Consider the following 22912-nt stretch of genomic DNA (forward strand, 5'->3'; position numbering starts at 1 on the left):
CCTCATCTCGAAGCAGGCTTCCCGCTTAGATGCTTTCAGCGGTTATCCTTTCCGAACGTAGCCAACCAGCCATGCCCTTGGCAGGACAACTGGCACACCAGAGGTTCGTCCGTCCCGGTCCTCTCGTACTAGGGACAGCCCTTCTCAAGACTCCTACGCGCACAGCGGATAGGGACCGAACTGTCTCACGACGTTCTAAACCCAGCTCGCGTACCGCTTTAATGGGCGAACAGCCCAACCCTTGGGACCGACTCCAGCCCCAGGATGCGACGAGCCGACATCGAGGTGCCAAACCATCCCGTCGATATGGACTCTTGGGGAAGATCAGCCTGTTATCCCCGGGGTACCTTTTATCCGTTGAGCGACGGCGCTTCCACAAGCCACCGCCGGATCACTAGTCCCTACTTTCGTACCTGCTCGACCCGTCAGTCTCACAGTCAAGCTCCCTTGTGCACTTACACTCAACACCTGATTGCCAACCAGGCTGAGGGAACCTTTGGGCGCCTCCGTTACCCTTTAGGAGGCAACCGCCCCAGTTAAACTACCCACCAGACACTGTCCCTGATCCGGATCACGGACCCAGGTTAGACATCCAGCACGACCAGAGTGGTATTTCAACAATGACTCCACAACCACTGGCGTGGCCGCTTCACAGTCTCCCACCTATCCTACACAAGCCGAACCGAACACCAATATCAAGCTATAGTAAAGGTCCCGGGGTCTTTCCGTCCTGCTGCGCGAAACGAGCATCTTTACTCGTAATGCAATTTCACCGGGCCTATGGTTGAGACAGTCGAGAAGTCGTTACGCCATTCGTGCAGGTCGGAACTTACCCGACAAGGAATTTCGCTACCTTAGGATGGTTATAGTTACCACCGCCGTTTACTGGCGCTTAAGTTCTCAGCTTCGCCAACCCGAAGGTCGACTAACCGGTCCCCTTAACGTTCCAGCACCGGGCAGGCGTCAGTCCGTATACATCGCCTTACGGCTTCGCACGGACCTGTGTTTTTAGTAAACAGTCGCTTCTCGCTGGTCTCTGCGGCCACCCCCAGCTCAGAGAGCAAGTCTCATCACCAGAAATGGCCCCCCTTCTCCCGAAGTTACGGGGGCATTTTGCCGAGTTCCTTAACCATAGTTCACCCGAACGCCTCGGTATTCTCTACCTGACCACCTGAGTCGGTTTAGGGTACGGGCCGCCATGAAACTCGCTAGAGGCTTTTCTCGACAGCATAGGATCATCCACTTCACCACAATCGGCTCGGCATCAGGTCTCAGGCTACGTACTGTCCGGATTTACCTGGACAGCGCCCTACACCCTTACCCCGGGACAACCACCGCCCGGGCTGGACTACCTTCCTGCGTCACCCCATCACTCACCTACTACCACCTTGGGTCAGCGGCTCCACCACTCCCCTCAACTCCGAAGAGATCAGGGCGGCTTCACGGCCTTAGCATTAATGGGCTCGATGTTTGGCGCTTCAAAGCGGGTACCGGAATATCAACCGGTTGTCCATCGACTACGCCTGTCGGCCTCGCCTTAGGTCCCGACTTACCCTGGGCAGATCAGCTTGACCCAGGAACCCTTAGTCAATCGGCGCAAGAGTTTCCCACTCTTGTATCGCTACTCATGCCTGCATTCTCACTCGTGAACCGTCCACAACTACCTTCCGGTGCTGCTTCACCCGGCACACGACGCTCCCCTACCCATCCACACACCCGTTAGGGCTGTTGTATGAATGACACGACTTCGGCGGTGTACTTGAGCCCCGCTACATTGTCGGCGCGGAATCACTTGACCAGTGAGCTATTACGCACTCTTTCAAGGGTGGCTGCTTCTAAGCCAACCTCCTGGTTGTCTCTGCGACTCCACATCCTTTCCCACTTAGCACACGCTTAGGGGCCTTAGTCGATGCTCTGGGCTGTTTCCCTCTCGACCATGGAGCTTATCCCCCACAGTCTCACTGCCGCGCTCTCACTTACCGGCATTCGGAGTTTGGCTAAGGTCAGTAACCCGGTAGGGCCCATCGCCTATCCAGTGCTCTACCTCCGGCAAGAAACACACGACGCTGCACCTAAATGCATTTCGGGGAGAACCAGCTATCACGGAGTTTGATTGGCCTTTCACCCCTAACCACAGGTCATCCCCCAGGTTTTCAACCCTGGTGGGTTCGGTCCTCCACGAAGTCTTACCTCCGCTTCAACCTGCCCATGGCTAGATCACTCCGCTTCGGGTCTTGGGCACGCTACTCAACGCCCTCTTCGGACTCGCTTTCGCTACGGCTTCCCCACACGGGTTAACCTCGCAACATACCGCAAACTCGCAGGCTCATTCTTCAAAAGGCACGCAGTCACGACACAAGGAACAAGTCCTTGTGCGACGCTCCCACGGCTTGTAGGCACACGGTTTCAGGTACTATTTCACTCCGCTCCCGCGGTACTTTTCACCATTCCCTCACGGTACTATCCGCTATCGGTCACCAGGGAATATTTAGGCTTAACGGGTGGTCCCGCCAGATTCACACGGGATTTCTCGGGCCCCGTGCTACTTGGGTGTCTCTTAAACGAGCCGTTAATGTTTCAGCTACGGGGGTCTTACCCTCTACGCCGGACCTTTCGCATGTCCTTCGCCTACACCAACGGTTTCTGACTCGTCCCACAGCCGGCAGACTGCAGAAAAGAGATCCCACAACCCCAGCCACGCAACCCCTGCCGGGTATCACACGTGACTGGTTTGGCCTCATCCAGTTTCGCTCGCCACTACTCCCGGAATCACGGTTGTTTTCTCTTCCTGCGGGTACTGAGATGTTTCACTTCCCCGCGTTCCCTCCACACTGCCTATGTGTTCAGCAGCGGGTGACAGCCCATGACGACTGCCGGGTTTCCCCATTCGGACACCCCCGGATCAAAGCTCGGTTGACAGCTCCCCGGGGCCTATCGCGGCCTCCCACGTCCTTCATCGGTTCCTGGTGCCAAGGCATCCACCGTGCGCCCTTAAAAACTTGGCCACAGATGCTCGCGTCCACTGTGCAGTTCTCAAGCAACGACCAGCCACCCACCACCCCAACCCGAAGGCTGAGTTCACTGGGGCCGGCATCGCGAAGGTCCAGACTCAAGTCCGCACCCTCAGATACCCAACAACGTGCCCGGCCCACCCGACCCGTCCCCACGTTCCACGCCGAAGCAGTACTAGTGACAACCAATCAAGTGCGCCGAATAGTCAACGTTCCACCCATGAGCAACCAGCATCAGACATTCGCTGATGTACTGGCCTCTGACCAGCCGAAACTGGTGAGAAGTGCTCCTTAGAAAGGAGGTGATCCAGCCGCACCTTCCGGTACGGCTACCTTGTTACGACTTCGTCCCAATCGCCAGTCCCACCTTCGACGATTCCCTCCCACAAGGGGTTGGGCCACCGGCTTCGGGTGTTACCGACTTTCGTGACGTGACGGGCGGTGTGTACAAGGCCCGGGAACGTATTCACCGCAGCAATGCTGATCTGCGATTACTAGCAACTCCGACTTCATGGGGTCGAGTTGCAGACCCCAATCCGAACTGAGACCGGCTTTTTGAGATTCGCTCCACCTCGCGGTATCGCAGCTCATTGTACCGGCCATTGTAGCACGTGTGCAGCCCAAGACATAAGGGGCATGATGACTTGACGTCGTCCCCACCTTCCTCCGAGTTGACCCCGGCAGTCTCCTGTGAGTCCCCATCACCCCGAAGGGCATGCTGGCAACACAGAACAAGGGTTGCGCTCGTTGCGGGACTTAACCCAACATCTCACGACACGAGCTGACGACAGCCATGCACCACCTGTACACCGACCACAAGGGGGACCCTGTCTCCAGGGTTTTCCGGTGTATGTCAAGCCTTGGTAAGGTTCTTCGCGTTGCGTCGAATTAAGCCACATGCTCCGCTGCTTGTGCGGGCCCCCGTCAATTCCTTTGAGTTTTAGCCTTGCGGCCGTACTCCCCAGGCGGGGAACTTAATGCGTTAGCTGCGGCACGGACGACGTGGAATGTCGCCCACACCTAGTTCCCAACGTTTACGGCGTGGACTACCAGGGTATCTAATCCTGTTCGCTCCCCACGCTTTCGCTCCTCAGCGTCAGTATCGGCCCAGAGATCCGCCTTCGCCACCGGTGTTCCTCCTGATATCTGCGCATTTCACCGCTACACCAGGAATTCCGATCTCCCCTACCGAACTCTAGCCTGCCCGTATCGAATGCAGACCCGGGGTTAAGCCCCGGGCTTTCACATCCGACGCGACAAGCCGCCTACGAGCTCTTTACGCCCAATAATTCCGGACAACGCTTGCGCCCTACGTATTACCGCGGCTGCTGGCACGTAGTTAGCCGGCGCTTCTTCTGCAGGTACCGTCACTCTCGCTTCTTCCCTGCTGAAAGAGGTTTACAACCCGAAGGCCGTCATCCCTCACGCGGCGTCGCTGCATCAGGCTTTCGCCCATTGTGCAATATTCCCCACTGCTGCCTCCCGTAGGAGTCTGGGCCGTGTCTCAGTCCCAGTGTGGCCGGTCGCCCTCTCAGGCCGGCTACCCGTCGTCGCCTTGGTAGGCCATCACCCCACCAACAAGCTGATAGGCCGCGGGCTCATCCTTCACCGCCGGAGCTTTCCACACACAGACCATGCGGTCGTGTGTCGTATCCGGTATTAGACCCCGTTTCCAGGGCTTGTCCCAGAGTGAAGGGCAGATTGCCCACGTGTTACTCACCCGTTCGCCACTAATCCCCGGCCGAAGCCGGTTCATCGTTCGACTTGCATGTGTTAAGCACGCCGCCAGCGTTCGTCCTGAGCCAGGATCAAACTCTCCGTGAATGTTTACCCGTAATCGGGTGACACTCGCGTTGAGCGGAACCGTTCGGAGGAATAGTCCTCACGGTTCACAGCGTCCTCGCTGTGTATTGCCTACCGGCACATGGCTGGTAGGACTTTCAAAGGAACCTCATCTCCCGGATGTTTCCGGTCGACGGGGTATCAACATATCTGGCGTTGACTTTTGGCACGCTGTTGAGTTCTCAAGGAACGGACGCTTCCTTTGCGCCTGTTTCACCAGGCTCTCCGGGCGCTTCCCTTCGGTCTTGCGTTTCCGACTCTATCAGATCCTTGCGGTTCTGATTTTCCGGTGCGTTTCGGCCTTTCAGCTTCTTCGCGGTTCCGACCTTACCAGATCCGATTCCGTTCCGTTTCCGGTTCGAATTCGTTCCGATTTCCCATCGGAGGGGGTTGCCTTTCGGCTGATCCGACTTTATCAGATTGCTCTGGGCCGGAATTCCGTCCTGTGTCTCGGGGTGCTCCGTACGCACAGCGTGCGGCGCTTCCCGTTCAGGCGGAGCCGTAAACGTACTGGAGCGGGGCGCCTGGATGCAAATCCGGGCGCCCCGCTCCTACTTGCGTACGTTCGTACGGCTCTGTGCGTCAGACCTCGACGACCACGGGAAGGATCATCGGGCGACGGCGGTAGTTGTCCGACACCCACTTGCCGACCGTGCGGCGGACCAGCTGCTGGAGCTGGTGAGGCTCGGTGATGCCGTCCTGCGCCGACTTGGCCAGGGCCTCGTCGATCTTGGGGACCACGCCGGAGAAGGCCGCGTCGTCGATGCCCGAGCCACGGGCGTGGATGTCCGGGCCGCCGACGATCTTGCCGGTGGTGCTGTCCACGACCACATAGACCGAGATGATGCCCTCGTCGCCGAGGATGCGGCGGTCCTTGAGATGGGCCTCGGTGACATCGCCGACCGAGAGGCCGTCGACGTAGACATAGCCGGCCTGGACCTTGCCGACGATCTTGGCGACGCCGTCGACCAGGTCGACCACCACGCCGTCCTCGGCGATGACGATCCGGTCCTTCGGTACGCCCGTCAGTGCGCCCAGCTCGGCGTTGGCCCGGAGGTGGCGCCATTCGCCGTGCACCGGCATGAGGTTCTTCGGCTTGCAGATGTTGTAGAAGTACAGCAGCTCGCCGGCCGAGGCGTGGCCCGAGACATGGACCTTGGCGTTGCCCTTGTGGACCACGTCCGCGCCCCAGCGGGTCAGGCCGTTGATCACGCGGTAGACCGCGTTCTCGTTGCCCGGGATCAGGGACGAGGCCAGGATCACGGTGTCACCCTGGACGATCCTGATCTGGTGGTCACGGTTGGCCATCCGGGAGAGGGCGGCCATCGGCTCGCCCTGGGAGCCGGTGCAGACCAGCACGACCTCGTCGTCGGGGAGGTCGTCCAGCGTCTTGACGTCGACGACCAGGCCGGCGGGGACCTTCAGGTAGCCCAGCTCGCGGGCGATGCCCATGTTGCGGACCATCGAGCGGCCGACGAAGGCGACCCGGCGACCGTACTCATGGGCCGCGTCGAGGATCTGCTGGATGCGGTGCACATGGCTGGCGAAGCTGGCGACGATGATGCGCTTCTGGGCATTGGCGAACACCGTGCGCAGGACGTTGGAGATGTCCCGCTCGGGTGGGACGAAGCCCGGGACCTCGGCGTTCGTGGAGTCGGAGAGGAGAAGGTCGATGCCTTCCTCGCCGAGCCGCGCGAAGGCGGGGAGGTCGGTCAGACGGCGGTCCAGCGGGAGCTGGTCCATCTTGAAGTCGCCGGTGTGCACGGCCATGCCCGCGGGGGTGCGGATGGCGACGGCCAGGGCGTCGGGGATCGAGTGGTTGACCGCGACGAACTCGCAGTCGAACGAGCCGATCTTCTCGGTGTGCCCCTCCTTCACCTCAAGGGTGTAGGGGCGGATGCGGTGCTCCTGGAGCTTCGCCTCGATGAGGGCGAGGGTCAGCTTGGAGCCGATGAGCGGGATGTCCGGCTTCTCGCGCAGGAGGTAGGGGACGCCACCGATGTGGTCCTCGTGGCCGTGCGTGAGCACGATGCCGTCGATGTCGTCGAGACGGTCCCTGATCGACGTGAAGTCCGGAAGGATCAGGTCGATTCCGGGCTGCTCCTCCTCGGGGAAGAGCACTCCGCAGTCGACGATCAGCAGCCGGCCGTCGTACTCGAAGACCGTCATGTTGCGGCCGATTTCACCCAGGCCGCCGAGGGGGGTGACGCGCAGGCCACCCTTGGGAAGCTTCGGCGGGGCGCCGAGCTCAGGATGCGGATGACTCAAAAGACTCTCCTCACCACACGCGCCACGCTGCCGTCGAGGGCACGTGGCGCGCATGACATTCGTGCACTTGCTGTAGGGCGATTGTTGGTCCGTATTCAGTTATGAAGTCTGTGATCAGAGCTGTACCCCGCCGGCGGCGAGATCGCGCGTCAGCTGCTCGGTCTCCTCCGGGGAGAGCTCCACGAGCGGCAGCCGCAGCGGACCCGCGGGCAGACCCTGGCGGCCGAGCGCGGCCTTGGTCGTGATGACGCCCTGGGTGCGGAACATGCCGGTGAAGACGGGCAGCAGCTTCTGGTGGATCTCGGTGGCCTTGGTGACGTCACCGTTGAGGTGGGCGTCCAGGAGGGCGCGCAGCTCGGGGGTGACGATATGGCCGACCACGGAGACAAAACCGACGGCGCCGACCGAGAGCAGCGGGAGGTTGAGCATGTCGTCGCCGCTGTACCAGGCCAGACCGGAGCGCGCGATGGCCCAGCTGGCTCGGCCGAGGTCGCCCTTGGCGTCCTTGTTGGCGACGATTCTGGGGTGCTCGGCGAGCCGGACGATGGTCTCGGTGTTGATCGGGACACCGCTGCGGCCGGGGATGTCGTAGAGCATCACCGGGAGCTCGGTGGCGTCCGCGATGGCCGTGAAGTGGCGGAGCAGGCCCTCCTGCGGGGGCTTGCTGTAATACGGCGTCACCGCGAGCAGGCCGTGGGCGCCGGCGTCCTGGGCGGCACGGGCCAGCTCGAGGCTGTGGTGGGTGTCGTTGGTGCCGGCTCCGGCAACGACAAAGGCACGATCGCCGACCGCATCGACCACGGCCCGTACCAGCTGCGCTTTTTCCGCATCGCTGGTGGTCGGGGACTCTCCGGTGGTGCCGTTGACGACGAGGCCGTCATTGCCGGCGTCCACCAGATGGGCGGCGAGCCGCTGCGCGCCGTCGAGGTCGAGAGCGCCATCCGCCGTGAACGGCGTGACCATGGCGGTCAGCACCCGCCCGAAGGGGGTCTGCGGTGTGGAAGTCGGAGCCATGGGTCCCACGCTACTCGTAGCTCACCGCGGGATGCGCCTCTGGGGAGCAGGGATGTGGACACCGGCACTGCCTGCTCGGGGGTTCAAGCAGTGCCGGGTCCGTCTGTTCAGCGTAGATGAACTTCTCAAAGTGTCGCAATCCGGACACTTCGCCGGACCGTCCCGTGCGCTCCGGGATCCGGCCCGCAACCTGCGGCCTTACGGAGCGATCCGGCCATTCGCATTGAATGCGCCGTACGTGAGCGGCATGAGCTTGGCCCACTGGGCCTCCATCTGCTCGCCGACCATTTCGATCTCGCGCTGCGGGAAGGACGGCACCTTCGCCTGCTCGTGCTGCGTGCGCAGACCGAGGAAGTGCATCAGGGAGCGGGCATTGCACGTCGCGTACATGGAGGAGAACAGGCCGACGGGGAGCACCGCGCGGGCGACCTCGCGGGCGACACCGGCGGCAAGCATCTCCTGATAGGCCTCGTACGCCTGGCGGTAGGAGTCCTCCATGACGCGGCCGGTGAGCTCGTGCTGCTCCTGGGTGCCGTCGACGAACTCGTACTTGCCGGGGCGGCCCTGCTGGACGAGCTTGCGCGACTCGCCGGGGACGTAGAAAACCGGCTCCAGCCGGCGGTAGCGGCCGGACTCCTCGTTGTACGACCAGCCGACGCGGTGCCGCATGAACTCGCGGAAGACGAAGATCGGCGCGCTGATGAAGAACGTCATGGAGTTGTGCTCGAAGGGGCTGCCGTGCCGGTCCCGCATCAGGAAGTTGATCAAGCCCTTGGAGCGCTCCGGGTCCTTCTGGAGTTCCTCGAGGGACTGCTCGCCGGCCGTGGAGACACGGGCCGCCCACAGCACATCGCTGTCCGCGGCGCTGTGCTTGACCAGCTCGACCGTCACCTCGCTCCGGAAGCTGACGGCTGCACTGTCGGAGCTCTCAGTGCTCTGGGCGGGGGTCTGGGACACCGGCGGTTCCTTCCAATCGTTTCGTGCGCGACCAGCCTACGGCCCGCCACTGACAGCCCGGGGAAGTGGACATGATGCCGCGTTAGCCGCAAATCGGGCGCGTTATAGCAGCACGGGGAGCGGCGGTTGATATTTTTCACAGAAGTCCCTGATAACGGGCACCAAACGGACGGCTCAGACGTCTAACCCTGTGACAGTGCCCACTTCGAGGTTCCTAGGAGAGCCCGCTCATGTTCCGCCGGCGAGAGCCCGTCCCGTTCGCCTTCGTTGCCGAGGCAGACCGGTTCCGCAGCAATGTCACTCCCCCGCCGCGTCAGCGCGCTTCGCGCGCGCAGCTCCTCGGCCAGTCTCTCATCACGCTGACAGTCGTGGGCGGCCTGGTCGGCGCCCTGCTGTTCGGCGTTCCCGCCCTGCAGCAGGACAGTTCCGGGCCGAGCCGGGTCCATCAGTCCGAGGCACATCGCTGATCGGACGGGCGGCGTGTGCCACGAAGTGGTTCCACCCCGCCGGTCCCGATAGCCTCACCGGTCACAGCTTCCGTCAGCGTGCCCATGAGTGAGGACCAGCCGTGCCCCTGCCCTTCCTGACGGCCGACCGCGACCTCGATCTCGATCCCGGTGCCGTGGATGCCGCCGCACTCCCGCATGACGAGCCCGGCCACTGGCGCCGTCCCTACCGCCCCGGACCGTGGCGTGTAGGGGCGGCGGCGGTGCTTCTGCTGCTCGCCTCGTTCGTCCTGCTCTCCGCGATGATCATCGCGATGGCCGGCTCGCTGCCCGGCGCCGCGGTCTGTGCGCTGGTGGGGGCGCTGATGATCGCCCTCGCGCTACGGCTGCTGCGCGTCGGTCTGTGGGTCAGCGCGCAGGGTCTGCGGCAGGTGAATCTGCTGCGTACGGTGACCGAGCCGTGGAGCGCCGTCGCCTCCGTGCGCACCCGTCAGCAGCCGGTGCGGTGGCTGGGGCTGCCGCGGACGGTCCAGGGCCAGGCCCTGGTCATCGAGCGGACCGGCGGTGAGAGGTTGCGGACCCTGGTCACGGACCACAACGGCGACTTCCTGTCGCGTCCGGAGGCCTTCGAGCGGGCCGCGGACGTCCTGGAGGCATGGGCGGCGGAGCACCGCGACTGAGCCCGGGGCCGTCCGCCCCCCGGGCCGGGGCCCGTCCGCCCCGGTCCGCGGGACGGCTCAGGCGGTCCGGACGGGCTTGCCGTCGTGCAGGGCGATGGCGCGCTGCATCGCCTTACGGGCGCGCGGGGTGTCCCGGGCGTCGTGGTAGGCGACCGCGAGCCGGAACCACGTACGCCAGTCGCCCGGCGCCTCCTCCGTCTCGGCCTGTCGCCGGGCGAAGACCGCGTCGGCCGCATCCCGGTCGATCCGGCCGCCGGGGGTCCGCGCCAACTCGTCGGCGGGCAGCCCGCCCTCGGCCTCCAGCACCCGCGCCAGCCGGTGGGCGTCGCGGGCGAAGCGGGTGTTGTGCCAGAGGAACCAGCCGCCGACGCACGGCAGCAGGAAGGCCACCGCTCCCATGCCCATGGCAGCCGGCTCGCCGGTCAGCAGGAGGAGTACGCCCTCCAGCGCCACCACGCCGAACACCAGGACCAGCACGGTGGCGAGGAAGAAGTAGGTGATCTTTCCGCCCATGCCGTCAGCCCAGGTCGAGGAAGTTTTCCAGGCCGACGGTCAGGCCCGGAGTGTTCACCACCCGGCGCACACCGAGCAGGATGCCCGGCATGAAGCTGCTGTGGTGGAGGGAGTCATGGCGGATGGTGAGGGTCTCGCCCTCGCCGCCGAACAGCACCTCCTGGTGGGCCAGCAGACCGCGCAGCCGTACGGAGTGCACGGGGACGCCGTCCACGTCCGCGCCGCGGGCGCCGTCCAGCGCGGTGCTGGTGGCATCCGGCTGCGGTGCGCAGCCGGCCTCCTGCCGTGCCGCGGCGATCAGCTGGGCGGTGCGGGCCGCGGTGCCGGAGGGGGCGTCCGCCTTCTTCGGGTGGTGCAGCTCGACGACCTCGACCGACTCGAAGAAGCGGGCCGCCTGCTGGGCGAACTGCATGGTCAGCACCGCACCGATGGAGAAGTTCGGGGCGATCAGCACGCCCGCCCCGGGGGAGGCGGCGAGCGAGGTGCGCAGCTGCGCGAGGCGCTCATCGGTCCATCCGGTCGTCCCGACCACCGCGTGGATGCCGTGACGGACACAGAAGTCGAGGTTGCCCATCACCGCGCCGGGGTTGGTCAGCTCGACCACGACCTGGGCGCCGGCCTCGACCAGCGTCTCCAGCTTGTCGCCCCGGCCGAGCCCGGCGACCAGCTCCATGTCCTCGGCGGCCTCGACGGCCCGTACGGCCTCGGAGCCGATGCGTCCCTGGGCTCCCAGTACGGCCACGCGCAGCTTGCTCATCGTTTCCCGTCTTTCTCTTGTGGTGTCGCGGCCTCTTGGTGGTGTCCGCGGCGCCGCCTAGGCGACGACGTCGTCCAGCCGGGCCGCCTGCCGCTCCTTCAGGGGGCCGATGACGGACAGCGAGGGCCGGGTGCCCAGGATGTCCCGGGCCACCTCGCGCACCTCGTCCGGGGTGACCGTCGCGATCCGGGAGAGCATCTCGTCGACCGACATCTGCTCGCCCCAGCACAGCTCACTCTTGCCGAGGCGGTGCATCAGCGCGCCGGTGTCCTCCAGACCGAGGACGGTGGAGCCGCGCAGCTGGCCGATCGCGCGGCGGATCTCGTCGTCGGTGAGGCCGTGGGACGCCACCTGGTCGAGTTCGTCGCGGCAGATCTTGAGGACGTCGTGCACCTGGCTGGGGCGGCAGCCGGCGTAGACGCCGAACAGCCCGCAGTCGGCGAAGCCCGAGGTGTACGAGTACACGCTGTAGGCCAGGCCGCGCTTCTCGCGGACCTCCTGGAAGAGGCGGGAGCTCATCCCGCCGCCCAGGGCGGTGTTCAGCACGCCCATCGCCCAGCGCCGGTCGTCGTTGCGCGCCATGCCGGGCATCCCGAGGATCACATGGGCCTGCTCGGTCTTGCGGTTGAGCAGTTCGACACGGCCGGCGGTGCGGATGGCGCGGCTGCCGGAGCGCGGCGCCATCGGGACGGCGTCCGTCCGGTCCAGGGCCCCGGCCTGCTCGAAGGCGCGGCGCACCAGGCGGACGACCTTGGCGTGGTCGATGTTGCCGGCGGCCGTGACGACGAGGTGGGTGGGGTCGTAGTGCTTCTTGTAGAAGCGGCGGATGCGCTCGGGGGTGAGGGCGTTGACGGTGTCGACGGTGCCCAGGACGGGGCGGCCGAGCGGGGTGTCGCCGAGCATGGTGTGCGCGAACAGGTCGTGCACGCAGTCGCCCGGGTCGTCCTCGGTCATCGCGATCTCTTCGAGGATGACGCCGCGCTCGGCGTCCACGTCCTCGGCCTCCACCAGCGAACCGGTGAGCATGTCGCACACCACGTCGATGGCGAGCGGCAGATCGGTGTCCAGCACCCGCGCGTAGTAGCAGGTGTATTCCTTCGCGGTGAAGGCGTTCATCTCGCCGCCGACCGCGTCGACGGCCGCGGAGATGTCCAGTGCGCTGCGCCGCTCGGTGCCCTTGAAGAGCAGGTGCTCCAGGTAGTGCGTGGCGCCGTTCAGGGTCGGGGTCTCGTCGCGGGAGCCGACGTTCGCCCAGATCCCGAAGGTGACGGAGCGGACCGTCGGCAGTGTCTCGGTGACGACGCGCAGACCGCCGGGGAGGGTGGTCCGGCGGACCGTACCGGCGCCCGCGGTGCCCTTGAGAAGCGTTTGGGTACGGGCGACGGCCCGCCCCTCCGTGGAGGTGCGGGCCGTCGTCGTGTGCGTACGGGACGTCACTTGGCGGCGTCGTCCTTCGTGTCCGCGGCCGCATCCTCTTCCTCGATCACGGGGATCAGGGAGAGCTTGCCGCGCTGGTCGATCTCGGCGATCTCGACCTGGACCTTGGCGCCGACCGCGAGCACGTCCTCGACGTTCTCCACGCGCTTGCCACCGGCGAGCTTGCGGATCTGCGAGATGTGCAGCAGGCCGTCCTTGCCCGGGAGCAGGGAGACGAACGCACCGAAGGTGGTGGTCTTGACGACCGTGCCCAGGTAGCGCTCGCCGACCTCCGGCATGGTCGGGTTGGCGATGCCGTTGATCGTGGCGCGGGCGGCCTCGGCGGCCGGGCCGTCGGCGGCACCGATGTAGATCGTGCCGTCGTCCTCGATCGTGATGTCGGCGCCGGTGTCCTCCTGGATCTGGTTGATCATCTTGCCCTTGGGGCCGATGACCTCACCGATCTTGTCCACCGGGATCTTGACGGTGATGATCCGCGGGGCGTTCGGGGACATCTCGTCCGGAACGTCGATCGCCTCGTTCATCACATCGAGGATGTGCAGACGGGCGTCGCGGGCCTGCTTGAGCGCGGCGGCCAGGACGGAGGCCGGGATGCCGTCCAGCTTGGTGTCCAGCTGGAGGGCGGTCACGAAGGTCTTCGTGCCGGCGACCTTGAAGTCCATGTCACCGAAGGCGTCCTCCGCACCGAGGATGTCGGTGAGGGCGACGTAGTGGGTCTGGCCGTCGATCTCCTGGGAGATCAGGCCCATGGCGATACCGGCGACCGGGGCCTTGAGGGGCACACCGGCGTTCAGCAGCGACATGGTCGAGGCGCAGACCGAGCCCATGGACGTCGAGCCGTTGGAGCCCAGCGCCTCGGAGACCTGGCGGATCGCGTAGGGGAACTCCTCGCGGGTCGGCAGCACCGGCACGATGGCGCGCTCGGCGAGCGCGCCGTGGCCGATCTCGCGGCGCTTGGGGGCGCCGACGCGGCCGGTCTCACCGACGGAGTACGGCGGGAAGTTGTAGTTGTGCATGTAGCGCTTGCGGGTCACCGGGGAAAGGGTGTCCAGCTGCTGCTCCATGCGGAGCATGTTGAGGGTGGTCACGCCCAGGATCTGGGTCTCGCCACGCTCGAACAGCGCGGAGCCGTGCACCCGCGGGATGGCCTCGACCTCGGCGGCGAGCGTACGGATGTCCGTGACGCCGCGGCCGTCGATGCGCTTCTTCTCCTTGATGACGCGCTCGCGGACCAGGCTCTTGGTCAGCGAACGGTACGCGGCGGAGATCTCCTTCTCGCGGCCCTCGAACTGCGGGAGCAGCTTCTCGGCGGCGACGGCCTTGACGCGGTCCAGCTCGGCCTCGCGGTCCTGCTTGCCGGCGATGGTCAGCGCCTGGGAGAGCTCGTCCTTGACCGCGGCGGTGAGCGCCTCCAGGACGTCGTCCTGGTAGTCGAGGAAGACCGGGAACTCGCCGACGGGCTTGGCGGCCTTGGCGGCGAGGTCCGACTGCGCCTTGCACAGGACCTTGATGAAGGGCTTGGCGGCCTCGAGACCGGCGGCGACGACCTCTTCGGTCGGGGCCTCCGCGCCGTCCTTGACCAGCTGGATGGTCTTCTCGGTGGCCTCGGCCTCGACCATCATGATCGCGACGTCGCCGTCCGGGAGGACACGGCCGGCCACGACCATGTCGAAGACCGCGTTCTCCAGCTCGGTGTGGGTCGGGAACGCCACCCACTGGCCGTTGATCAGGGCGACCCGGGTGCCGCCGACGGGGCCCGAGAAGGGCAGGCCGGCGAGCTGCGTGGAGCAGGAGGCGGCGTTGATGGCGACCACGTCGTAGAGGTGGTCGGGGTTGAGCGCCATGACCGTCTCGACGATCTGGATCTCGTTGCGCAGGCCCTTCTTGAAGGAGGGGCGCAGCGGCCGGTCGATCAGACGGCAGGTGAGGATCGCGTCCTCGGAGGGGCGGCCCTCACGGCGGAAGAAGGAGCCGGGGATCTTCCCGGCCGCGTACATCCGCTCCTCGACGTCGACGGTCAGCGGGAAGAAGTCCAGCTGGTCCTTCGGCGTCTTGGAAGCGGAGGTGGCCGACAGCACCATGGTGTCGTCGTCCAGGTACGCCACGGCGGAGCCGGCGGCCTGCTTGGCCAGGCGGCCCGTCTCGAAGCGGATGGTGCGGGTGCCGAAGGAACCGTTGTCGATCACGGCCTCGGCGTAGTGGGTCTCGTTCTCCACCAGGAATATCTCCTCGTATGTGTCCGCTGCCCGTGTGGCAGGGGACCGTCTTCGGTGGAGCGCCGGTACGGGCCGGTCTTCGATCGAAGCACCCGGAGTGCGGACCATGTTCTCCATGGATCATCCGGGGGCCACTACCGAGGACCGGCGGCCAGATGGCGCTCCTACCGCATTCGCGTTTTGCGATATGGCACCAGACTACAAAGCTTCCGTCCACCTCGCGGCGGGGCGGAGGTCCGGTGCGTATGGCAAAGGGAGCGGCCCCCGGTGGGAACCGCTCCCTCTGTGGCGTCTTACTTGGCGCCCGCCGCGCCGCGGCGGATGCCCAGGCGCTCGACCAGCGCACGGAAGCGCGTGATGTCCTTCTTCGCCAGGTACTGCAGCAGGCGGCGGCGCTGGCCGACGAGCAGCAGCAGACCACGGCGGGAGTGGTGGTCGTGCTTGTGGGTCTTGAGGTGCTCGGTCAGGTCCGAGATGCGGCGGGAGAGCATCGCGACCTGGACCTCGGGGGAGCCGGTGTCACCCTCCTTGGTGGCGAACTCGGCCATGATCTGCTTCTTCGTAGCGGCGTCGAGCGACACGCGGTACTCCTCGTGGTTTCGGCCCGTGAGCGCCCCTGGATTTGCTTCACAGGGAATCTTCGATGACTCGACCGGGCCGTCACACAGCGTACCAGCTGGCAACGGCCCCCCGACCGGCTGGTCGGGGGGCCGCGGAAAAGGCCGGTGAGCGGGGGCTAGCTGCTGCTGGTGAGGCCGCGCACCGTGGCGTACACGTCCAGGACCGCCAGGCACAGCGGCACCAGGGACAGCAGGATCAGACCATCGAAGAGGTCGAAGATCCGGCCCCAGAAGGGGGTGACGCCCTTCTGGGGGACGACCAGGCCGACGCCCACCAGGAGGGCGGCGCCCGCCGCGATGCTGCTGGAGAACCAGACGGTACGGATGTTCAGCGGGCCGGAGTCCTGGAAGCGGGCCAGCTCGACGAAGATCTCGGTCGGCGGGTTCAGCGCGATGCCCAGGATCAGCAGCACGATCGTGAGGATGCCCGCGATGGTCAGGCAGGCGACCTGCGCGGTGTAGTCGAAGAGCCGGGCGCGCAGCATGATCGTGATGCCCGCGGCCAGCGCCAGCAGCTGCGCCCACATGTTGTCGGAGAAGCCGAGGACCACGCCGGCCGAGCCGACGACCAGGGCGGCGCAGCCGGCGACGAGGCCGAGCAGCAGCTCGTGGCCGCGCTTGGCCTGGTTGCCGATCTTGACGAAGTCGACGGACTCGGTCTCGCCGCTGTTGTCGTAGGAGCCCTTGGCGATCTGGTCGGGCGACTTGTAGCCGATGGGCAGCCGGGCGAAGCGGGCGGAGAGGCCGGGCAGCCAGGCGACCAGCGCGATGGAGACGACGGCGGTGACGGCGGCGACCTCGCTGGGGCCGGCGTCGGTGAGGATCGCGGCGAAGACCGCGAGGGTGCCCATGGCGGAGAGGAACGCGGCGGCGACGAAGGGTGCGTCACCGCGCGGCAGCAGGACCACCAGAAGCGCGGAGGCGATGAGGACGGTCACGCAGCCGACGAGGAGGTGCAGCCGGCCGGGGCCGCCGCCCTCTTCCACGGGGAAGATGCCGGAGCCGGCGAGCAGGAGGTGCGGGAGTGCGGCCAGCCCCAGTGCGATGGAGGAGGCGTGGTCGTCGTAGACGCGGGCGCGGACGCCGGCCAGTGCGACCAGGACGATGCCGACGACACCGGCGATGATGCCGGGGAGCCGGTGCATGTCGCGGTCCAAGGGGTTCGAGAACCACAGGGCGAACGCCATCATGACGAGCAGGAGCACACCGGCGGTGAGGCCGACGACGCGCATGAGGTCGTCGCTCCAGCGGCTGCGGTTGCGCTTGACCGCGGAGGCGACGGCGTCGGAGACGTCGTCGAAGACCGGGAGCGGCAGCGATTCGGCGAACGGCTTCAGCAGAAGGAGGTCGCCGTCGAGGATCTGCTGCTGCGCGAGCGACTGCCCGGCGTCAAGAACCGTGCCGTCGCGGCGTACGAGGTGAAAGCCGGTCGGGGCGCCCTCCGCCTGGGACTGGCCGGAGAGCCGCAGAATCTCCGGATAAATATCCACGAGTGCGACGTCCTCCGGCAGAGCCACGTCGATCCGTGCATCCGGCGCGGCGACTGTGACCCGGCAAAAGCCGGTGCCAGTGCTCGTGCTCACCTGGCGGTTCCCCCTATCCGTTGGGCGTTTTGTCGCGTCGCGCGCCCTATATATAGAAGCCGTCTCTACGGGGCCGTGGCACGCTCGCGAGGCGTCAGCGTACCGTCCAATTCGGCGACCGCCCCACCCACCCCGAGGCTTGACGCTTAACAGTAGGATCAACGCCTGGTTCGGGCCAAGGACTTGGCTCGGGGGGACCGTCGAATCCAACGGGGGCGGTCCGAGACTGCGAGATGCATGAAGGACTGATGCCTCGGTGAGCGTTGTCATCGTCAAGCGCCCGCCCCGCGCGCTGCCACCCGAAGTCCCCTCGGAGGAGGTGACACTCGAGGCACCTCCGGAGCTTCCGCGTGAGGGTGAATCAGAGAACATGCTGATGACCCTTATGCCCATGATGGGCATGGCATCATCGGCGGGATTCCTGTTCATGGGCAATCAGCCGTTCATGAAAATCATGGGCGGCTTTATGGTGGCGTCCACTCTGGCAATGGCGATCGTGCAGATCGTCAAGGCCCGGCAAGGGCCTTCCGGGCAAATGCTCCAAGAGCGCCAGGATTACCTCAAGTACCTTACGCAGAAGCGAAAAGAGGTACGGCGCACCGCACGTAAGCAGCGCGACGCCCAGCTGTTCACGCACCCCGATCCCAGCCAGTTGTGGTCCGTCGTGGCCGAGGGCAAGCGGGTGTGGGAACGCCGGGCGAGCGATCCGGACTTCGGGCAGGTCCGGCTGGGGCTCGGGCCACAGCAGCTGGCCACTCCCCTGCGGGCTCCGGAGACCGCCCCGGTCGACGAGCTGGAGCCGCTCACCGCGCATGCGATGAAGGAATTCCTCGACAAGCACGGCCACTTGGACAACCTGCCGCTCGCGGTCTCGCTGCGCGCCTTCTACCACCTGACCGTCTCCGGCGACCCGGACACGGTCTACGGCGCCTCGCGCGCCCTCGTCGCCCAGCTGTGCACCCTGCACTCGCCCGAGGACCTGATGGTCGCGGTCGTCGCCGCGCCCGGTGCGCAGGCGGAGTGGGAGTGGACCAAGTGGCTGCCGCACGTGCAGGACAAGACCACGGACGGCGCCGGATCGCGCCGGCTGGTGGTCGGTGACCTCGGTGAGGTCGAGGAGCTGCTGGCGGACGAGCTGGACGGCCGTGGCCGCTTCAACCCGCAGGGCACGCCGGTGACCGACACCCCGCACGTGGTGATCGTGCTGGACGGCGGCGACGTGCCGATGGACTCGGTGATCGCCGGAGCCGAGGGCCTGCAGGGCGTCACCATCCTGGAGGTCGTGCCGGGCGACCTGGACGAGATCCGGGGCGGGCTGGCCGTACAGGTGCAGCCGGGCAAGCTGGTGCTGGAGTCGGCCAGCGGCGCGGTCTACCACGGCAGTTGCGACACCCTGTCGATCGCCGAGTCGGAGGCGCTGGCGCGCCAGCTGGCCCCGCTGCGGGCGGGCTCCGGTGCCGACGGCGAGGAACCGCTGCTGTCCGCACTGGACTTCACCGACCTGCTCAACATCGGCGACGCCGGTGCGCTGGACGTGTCCCGCACCTGGCGGCCCCGGACTCTGGCGGAGCGGCTGCGGGTGCCGATCGGTGTCGACCGTGAAGGCCAGCCGGTCATGCTCGACATCAAGGAAGCCTCGCAGCAGGGCATGGGCCCGCACGGCCTGTGTGTCGGTGCGACCGGTTCGGGTAAGTCCGAGGTGCTGCGCACCCTGGTGCTCGCCCTGGCGGTCACCCACTCCTCCGAGACGCTGAACTTCATCCTCGCGGACTTCAAGGGTGGCGCCACCTTCACCGGCATGTCGGAGATGCCGCACGTCGCGGCCGTCATCACCAACCTCGGTGAGGACGTCACGCTGATCGACCGCATGCGCGACTCGATCACCGGTGAACTCCAGCGCCGCCAGGAGCTGCTGCGCTCCGCGGGCAACTACGCCAACATCACCGACTACGAGAAGGCGCGTGCCGCGGGTGCCCCGCTGGACCCGCTGCCGTCGCTGGTGATGATCATCGATGAGTTCTCCGAGCTGCTCGCCGCCAAGCCGGACTTCATCGAGATGTTCATCCAGATCGGCCGGATCGGCCGGTCGATGGGTGTGCACATGCTGCTCGCCTCGCAGCGCCTGGAAGAGGGCAAGCTGCGCGGCCTGGACACCTTCCTGTCCTACCGGCTGGGTCTGCGGACGTTCTCCGCGGCCGAGTCGCGCACCGCGATCGGTGTGCCGGACGCCTACCACCTGCCGAACGTCCCCGGCTCCGGCATCCTGAAGTACGACACCGAGACGATGGTCCAGTTCAAGGCCGCGTACGTCTCCGGTACCTACCGCGGCCCGGGCGGCGGCGGGCGCAGCGGTTCCGGCGGGGGTGCGACGCGGATGCCGGTGCCGTTCACCGCGGCCCCGGTCGTCGAGCAGATCATCGAGGAGCCGGTCGTCGAGGCGAGCGAGCCGGAGATCGACGACGCGCTGGCCGACACCGTGCTCGACGTGATGGTGCAGCGGATGCAGGGCCAGGGCCCGCCGGCGCACCAGGTGTGGCTGCCCCCGCTGGACGAGGCACCCACCGTCAACCAGCTGCTGCCGACCCTCGCGGTCACCCCCGAACGGGGCGTGCACGCCGCGGAGTACACCGCGCTGGGCAAGCTGGTGGTGCCGGTCGCGCTGGTGGACAAGCCGTTCGAGCAGCGGCGTGACGTGATGTACCTGGACTTCTCCGCCGGTGCCGGTCACGGTCTCGTCGTGGGTGGTCCGCAGTCCGGTAAGTCCACGCTGATCCGGGCCGCCATCGCCTCGTTCGCGCTCACCCACACCCCGGCCGAGGTGCAGTTCTACTGCCTCGACTTCGGTGGCGGCGGCATGCTGACGATGGAGGACCTGCCGCACGTCGGCGGCGTGGCCTCGCGTCTGGACGCGGAGAAGGTGCGCCGTACGGTCTCCGAGGTCGTCGGCATCCTCAACGAGCGTGAGGAGTTCTTCCGGGCCAACAGCATCGACTCGATCGGGACCTACCGCCAGCGGCGGGCCTCGGGCGCCTACCCCGACCAGAAGTGGGGCGACGTCTTCCTGGTCATCGACGGCTGGGCGACGTTCAAGACCGACTACGAGCAGATGGACCCGGTGATCCTGGACATCGCCGCCCGCGGTCTCGGCTTCGGTGTCCACCTGATCATCGCCGGTGCGCGCTACACCGAGGTGCGCCCCGCGCTGCGCGACCAGCTGCTCAACCGGGTCGAGCTGCGCCTGGGTGACCCGATGGAGTCGGAGTTCGACCGCAAGCGCGCGGAGAACGTCCCCATGGGCAAGCCCGGTCGCGGTATGTCTCCCGAGAAGCTCGACTTCCTGGGGGCGCTGCCGCGCCTGGACGGGATGAGCGACCCGGAGACGCTCAGCGACGGCATCGCGAACCTGGTGTCGACGGTCAAGGAGCACTGGCAGGGCGAGCCCGCCCCCGCGGTGCGGATGCTGCCGACGATGCTCCACGTCAACGAGCTGCCCAAGGGCAGCGACTACCCGGAGCACGGCATCGCGATCGGTGTCGACGAGACCACGCTGTCCCCGGCGTTCATCGACTTCGAGACCGACCCGCTGCTGGTCATCTACGGCGAGAGCGAGTCCGGCAAGTCGTCGCTGCTGCGTCTGCTGGCCAAGCAGATCGCCGAGCGGTACCCGTCGGACAAGGCGCTGATGGTGGTCTCCGACTACCGCCGCGCGCAGCTCGGCGAGATGCCCGAGAGCCACATGTACAAGTACTGTGCCGCGGGTCCGCAGCTCCAGGAGGTCATCACCGGTCTGGCCGGTTCGCTGGGCCGGCGGATGCCGGGCCCGGACGTCACACCGGAGCAGCTGCGCAACCGCAGCTGGTACGACCTGCCGGACGCGTTCGTCATCGTGGACGACTACGACCTGGTGGCGACCAGCAGCGGCAACCCGCTGCAGCCGCTGCTGGAGTACCTGCCGTTCGCGCGTGACCTGGGTCTGCGCCTGATCATCGCGCGCAGCTCGTCGGGTGCCGGACGGTCGTCCTTCGAGCCCGTGATGCAGCGCACCAAGGAGCTCGGTGCGCAGGGTCTGGTCCTCTCCGCCGACCCGGGCGAGGGGCCGCTGATGGGCAACATCAAGGGCCAGCGTCTGACGCCCGGACGGGCCATGTTCATCACGCGCAAGCGCGGTGCGCAGCTGGTCCAGACGGGCTGGCTGCCGGCGAACAGCCGCTGACCGGCGCGGAAACGCAACGGCGGTGGGGCGTCCCTCCTGGGAGGGGCGCCCCACCGCCGTTTTTCCTGAGTGCGGTGGTGCGGTGGTGCGGTGGTGCGTGGGCGCCGGCACGGCGCCGGTGCGGCCTCGGTTCAGCCGAAGGCGCCGTGCTGGGTGACGTCGGGGCTGGGCCGGCCGGGCACCTCGCCGACGGGTGCCGATGAGCCCTTCGCCGCACCGTCGTTGTCCGGGCCCGGCCTGGCGGCGGCCGTCCCCTTGCTCCCCTGCTCGCCCTTCGGGTCCCGCTCCTCGCCGGAGGCAGGTTCCGCGACGTCCGGCTGGGTCCGTACGCCCTTGGCGATGCCCTCGCCGCCGTGCGTCCGGGCCTCGCCTGCCTTCGCCGGTCCGAACGGATCGGGCCCCTGCGCGGCCGTGGAGGTGTCCCACTGGTGGCGTACGGCCGGCCCCCGCGACTGGCCGCCGCCCCCGCCGCGCTTGCCGAAGGCGCCGCCGAGTCCGTTGGCGAGCTGGCCGAGCGCCATGAAGCCGTAAGCGACCTCGGTGCCGGACGACGACGAGGAGTTGGCGGAGTTCTGCACCGGCGGCGCCGCGTGGTGTTCCTCCCCGCCCTTGTCCTCGGGGGGCGCGGCGGCCGCGTTCTCCAGGTCGGCGGCGGCCAGTTCGAAGGCCGGCAGGGAGTCGTCGACGGACCGCTTGAGGCGGTGCCACTCCCCCGCGAACGCCTCGCCGGCCGGGCCGTGCCAGTTGGCCGCGGCGGCGGTGCCGACCTGCCGGTCGAGGTCGCGTACCAGGCCGTCGAGGTGTTTGCCCATCTCCCGCCAGCCGGCCGCCGCCTCGCGCAGGGCCCCGGGGTTGCCTCGCTCGCTCACTTGACGCTCCGCATCATCTCGACCAGCTCGTCCTCGGCCGTCTGCGTGTTCGCGACGGTCTCCTTGATCCCCCCGCCGACCTCGGCGAGCCGCCGCTGCAGCTGGACGAGCGCATGCTCGGCCTGTTCGTACAGCTCGCGGAACGGCCGGGCCGCCTCGTCGCTGCCGAAGCCGTCCCGGAGGGCCTCGGCATCGGCCCGCCGTCTGAATGCGGCGAGCTGCCGGCTCAGTTCTTCCGCGCGTATCTCGAAGGCCGCACCGAGCTTGTGCAACTCCTCCGTACTGAGCCGGACTTCGTCGGACATCATTTCTCCCCGAATTGAATGACAGCTGCCTGCCAACATCGCCTCAGGTCTAGCACACCCGCAATAGGACCGAAGCCCACCGCGGAGCGGAAGGACGGCAAACCCCGGAATGCATACGCAGCAATATCCGGCAATACCGACAACCCCCGCCTTGACGACCTGTTCACACCCGTCATTAGAC

14 protein-coding genes and 2 rRNA genes are annotated in these 22912 nt (G+C 66.7%); 3 read left to right on the forward strand and 13 right to left on the reverse strand.

Annotated features, from left to right (window positions below; translation table 11 throughout):
• The 5 genes from ACFW5B_RS27190 to thyX form a co-directional block, all read right to left on the reverse strand.
• Positions 1-3005, reverse strand: a 23S ribosomal RNA gene (locus ACFW5B_RS27190); the annotation flags it as partial.
• 301 nt (positions 3006-3306) lie between these two features.
• A 16S ribosomal RNA gene (locus ACFW5B_RS27195) occupies positions 3307-4835 on the reverse strand.
• 600 nt (positions 4836-5435) lie between these two features.
• On the reverse strand, positions 5436-7121 hold the full coding sequence (locus tag ACFW5B_RS27200; protein WP_386444823.1) for a ribonuclease J: 1686 nt from the start codon (positions 7119-7121) through the stop codon (positions 5436-5438).
• Between the two features lie 114 nt (positions 7122-7235).
• Positions 7236-8135, reverse strand: coding sequence for a 4-hydroxy-tetrahydrodipicolinate synthase (gene dapA, locus ACFW5B_RS27205; RefSeq protein ID WP_386444826.1), 900 nt, complete (start codon positions 8133-8135; stop codon positions 7236-7238).
• Between the two features lie 198 nt (positions 8136-8333).
• Entirely contained in the window at positions 8334-9092 is a 759-nt protein-coding gene (gene thyX / locus ACFW5B_RS27210; RefSeq protein ID WP_386444829.1) for an FAD-dependent thymidylate synthase, read from the reverse strand.
• 230 nt (positions 9093-9322) lie between these two features.
• On the opposite strand from thyX, the gene ACFW5B_RS27215 reads away from it, so the two are divergent.
• On the forward strand, positions 9323-9559 hold the full coding sequence (locus ACFW5B_RS27215; RefSeq protein WP_386444832.1) for a hypothetical protein: 237 nt from the start codon (positions 9323-9325) through the stop codon (positions 9557-9559).
• A 101-nt stretch (positions 9560-9660) separates the two neighbouring features.
• A complete protein-coding gene (locus ACFW5B_RS27220) occupies positions 9661-10218 on the forward strand; it encodes a PH domain-containing protein (RefSeq protein ID WP_386444835.1) in 558 nt (185 codons plus the stop codon).
• 57 nt (positions 10219-10275) lie between these two features.
• Here the strand turns inward: ACFW5B_RS27220 and ACFW5B_RS27225 are convergent, their stop codons facing one another.
• From ACFW5B_RS27225 to eccD, 6 genes are all read right to left on the reverse strand, one after another.
• Positions 10276-10731 (reverse strand): hypothetical protein, encoded by a 456-nt coding sequence (locus ACFW5B_RS27225; protein WP_386444838.1) that lies wholly within the window; start codon positions 10729-10731, stop codon positions 10276-10278.
• Positions 10732-10735: 4 nt separating this feature from the next.
• Positions 10736-11488 carry a 4-hydroxy-tetrahydrodipicolinate reductase gene (dapB, locus tag ACFW5B_RS27230; RefSeq protein ID WP_386444841.1) on the reverse strand — a complete coding sequence of 251 codons (753 nt, stop codon included), beginning with the start codon at positions 11486-11488 and terminating at the stop codon, positions 10736-10738.
• Positions 11489-11545: 57 nt separating this feature from the next.
• Positions 11546-12925: a M16 family metallopeptidase gene (locus ACFW5B_RS27235; protein WP_386444844.1), complete on the reverse strand. Its 1380-nt coding sequence runs from the start codon at positions 12923-12925 to the stop codon at positions 11546-11548.
• Entirely contained in the window at positions 12922-15141 is a 2220-nt protein-coding gene (locus ACFW5B_RS27240) for a polyribonucleotide nucleotidyltransferase (protein ID WP_386444847.1), read from the reverse strand. Before ACFW5B_RS27240 ends, ACFW5B_RS27235 begins: the two co-directional genes overlap by 4 nt.
• A gap of 293 nt (positions 15142-15434) precedes the next feature.
• A complete protein-coding gene (gene rpsO / locus ACFW5B_RS27245; protein WP_006602744.1) occupies positions 15435-15722 on the reverse strand; it encodes a 30S ribosomal protein S15 in 288 nt (95 codons plus the stop codon).
• 155 nt (positions 15723-15877) lie between these two features.
• Complete coding sequence (gene eccD, locus ACFW5B_RS27250; protein WP_386444851.1) at positions 15878-17344, reverse strand: type VII secretion integral membrane protein EccD; 1467 nt, start codon at positions 17342-17344, stop codon at positions 15878-15880.
• A 256-nt stretch (positions 17345-17600) separates the two neighbouring features.
• On the opposite strand from eccD, the gene eccCa reads away from it, so the two are divergent.
• On the forward strand, positions 17601-21557 hold the full coding sequence (eccCa, locus tag ACFW5B_RS27255; protein ID WP_386444854.1) for a type VII secretion protein EccCa: 3957 nt from the start codon (positions 17601-17603) through the stop codon (positions 21555-21557).
• 131 nt (positions 21558-21688) lie between these two features.
• On the opposite strand, the gene ACFW5B_RS27260 is transcribed toward eccCa, so the two are convergent.
• Both ACFW5B_RS27260 and ACFW5B_RS27265 read right to left on the reverse strand, forming a co-directional pair.
• Positions 21689-22426, reverse strand: a complete 738-nt coding sequence (locus tag ACFW5B_RS27260) for a WXG100 family type VII secretion target (RefSeq protein ID WP_386444857.1) — start codon at positions 22424-22426, stop codon at positions 21689-21691.
• Positions 22423-22731 (reverse strand): hypothetical protein, encoded by a 309-nt coding sequence (locus tag ACFW5B_RS27265; protein WP_386444860.1) that lies wholly within the window; start codon positions 22729-22731, stop codon positions 22423-22425. The genes ACFW5B_RS27260 and ACFW5B_RS27265 overlap by 4 nt, the downstream gene beginning before the upstream one ends.
• Between the last annotated feature and the right edge of the window lie 181 nt (positions 22732-22912).

The organism is Streptomyces sp. NPDC058773 (assembly GCF_042746015.1).
Classification (GTDB): Bacteria; Actinomycetota; Actinomycetes; order Streptomycetales; family Streptomycetaceae; genus Streptomyces.

What these genes read in the sequence shown, in the direction of transcription:
- dapA (WP_386444826.1), bottom strand. Translation starts at nt 8,135, where the DNA reads ATGGCTCCGACTTCCACACCGCAGACCCCCTTCGGGCGGGTGCTGACC.
- ACFW5B_RS27215 (WP_386444832.1), top strand. Translation starts at nt 9,323, where the DNA reads ATGTTCCGCCGGCGAGAGCCCGTCCCGTTCGCCTTCGTTGCCGAGGCA.
- ACFW5B_RS27225 (WP_386444838.1), bottom strand. Translation starts at nt 10,731, where the DNA reads ATGGGCGGAAAGATCACCTACTTCTTCCTCGCCACCGTGCTGGTCCTG.
- dapB (WP_386444841.1), bottom strand. Translation starts at nt 11,488, where the DNA reads ATGAGCAAGCTGCGCGTGGCCGTACTGGGAGCCCAGGGACGCATCGGC.
- ACFW5B_RS27265 (WP_386444860.1), bottom strand. Translation starts at nt 22,731, where the DNA reads ATGTCCGACGAAGTCCGGCTCAGTACGGAGGAGTTGCACAAGCTCGGT.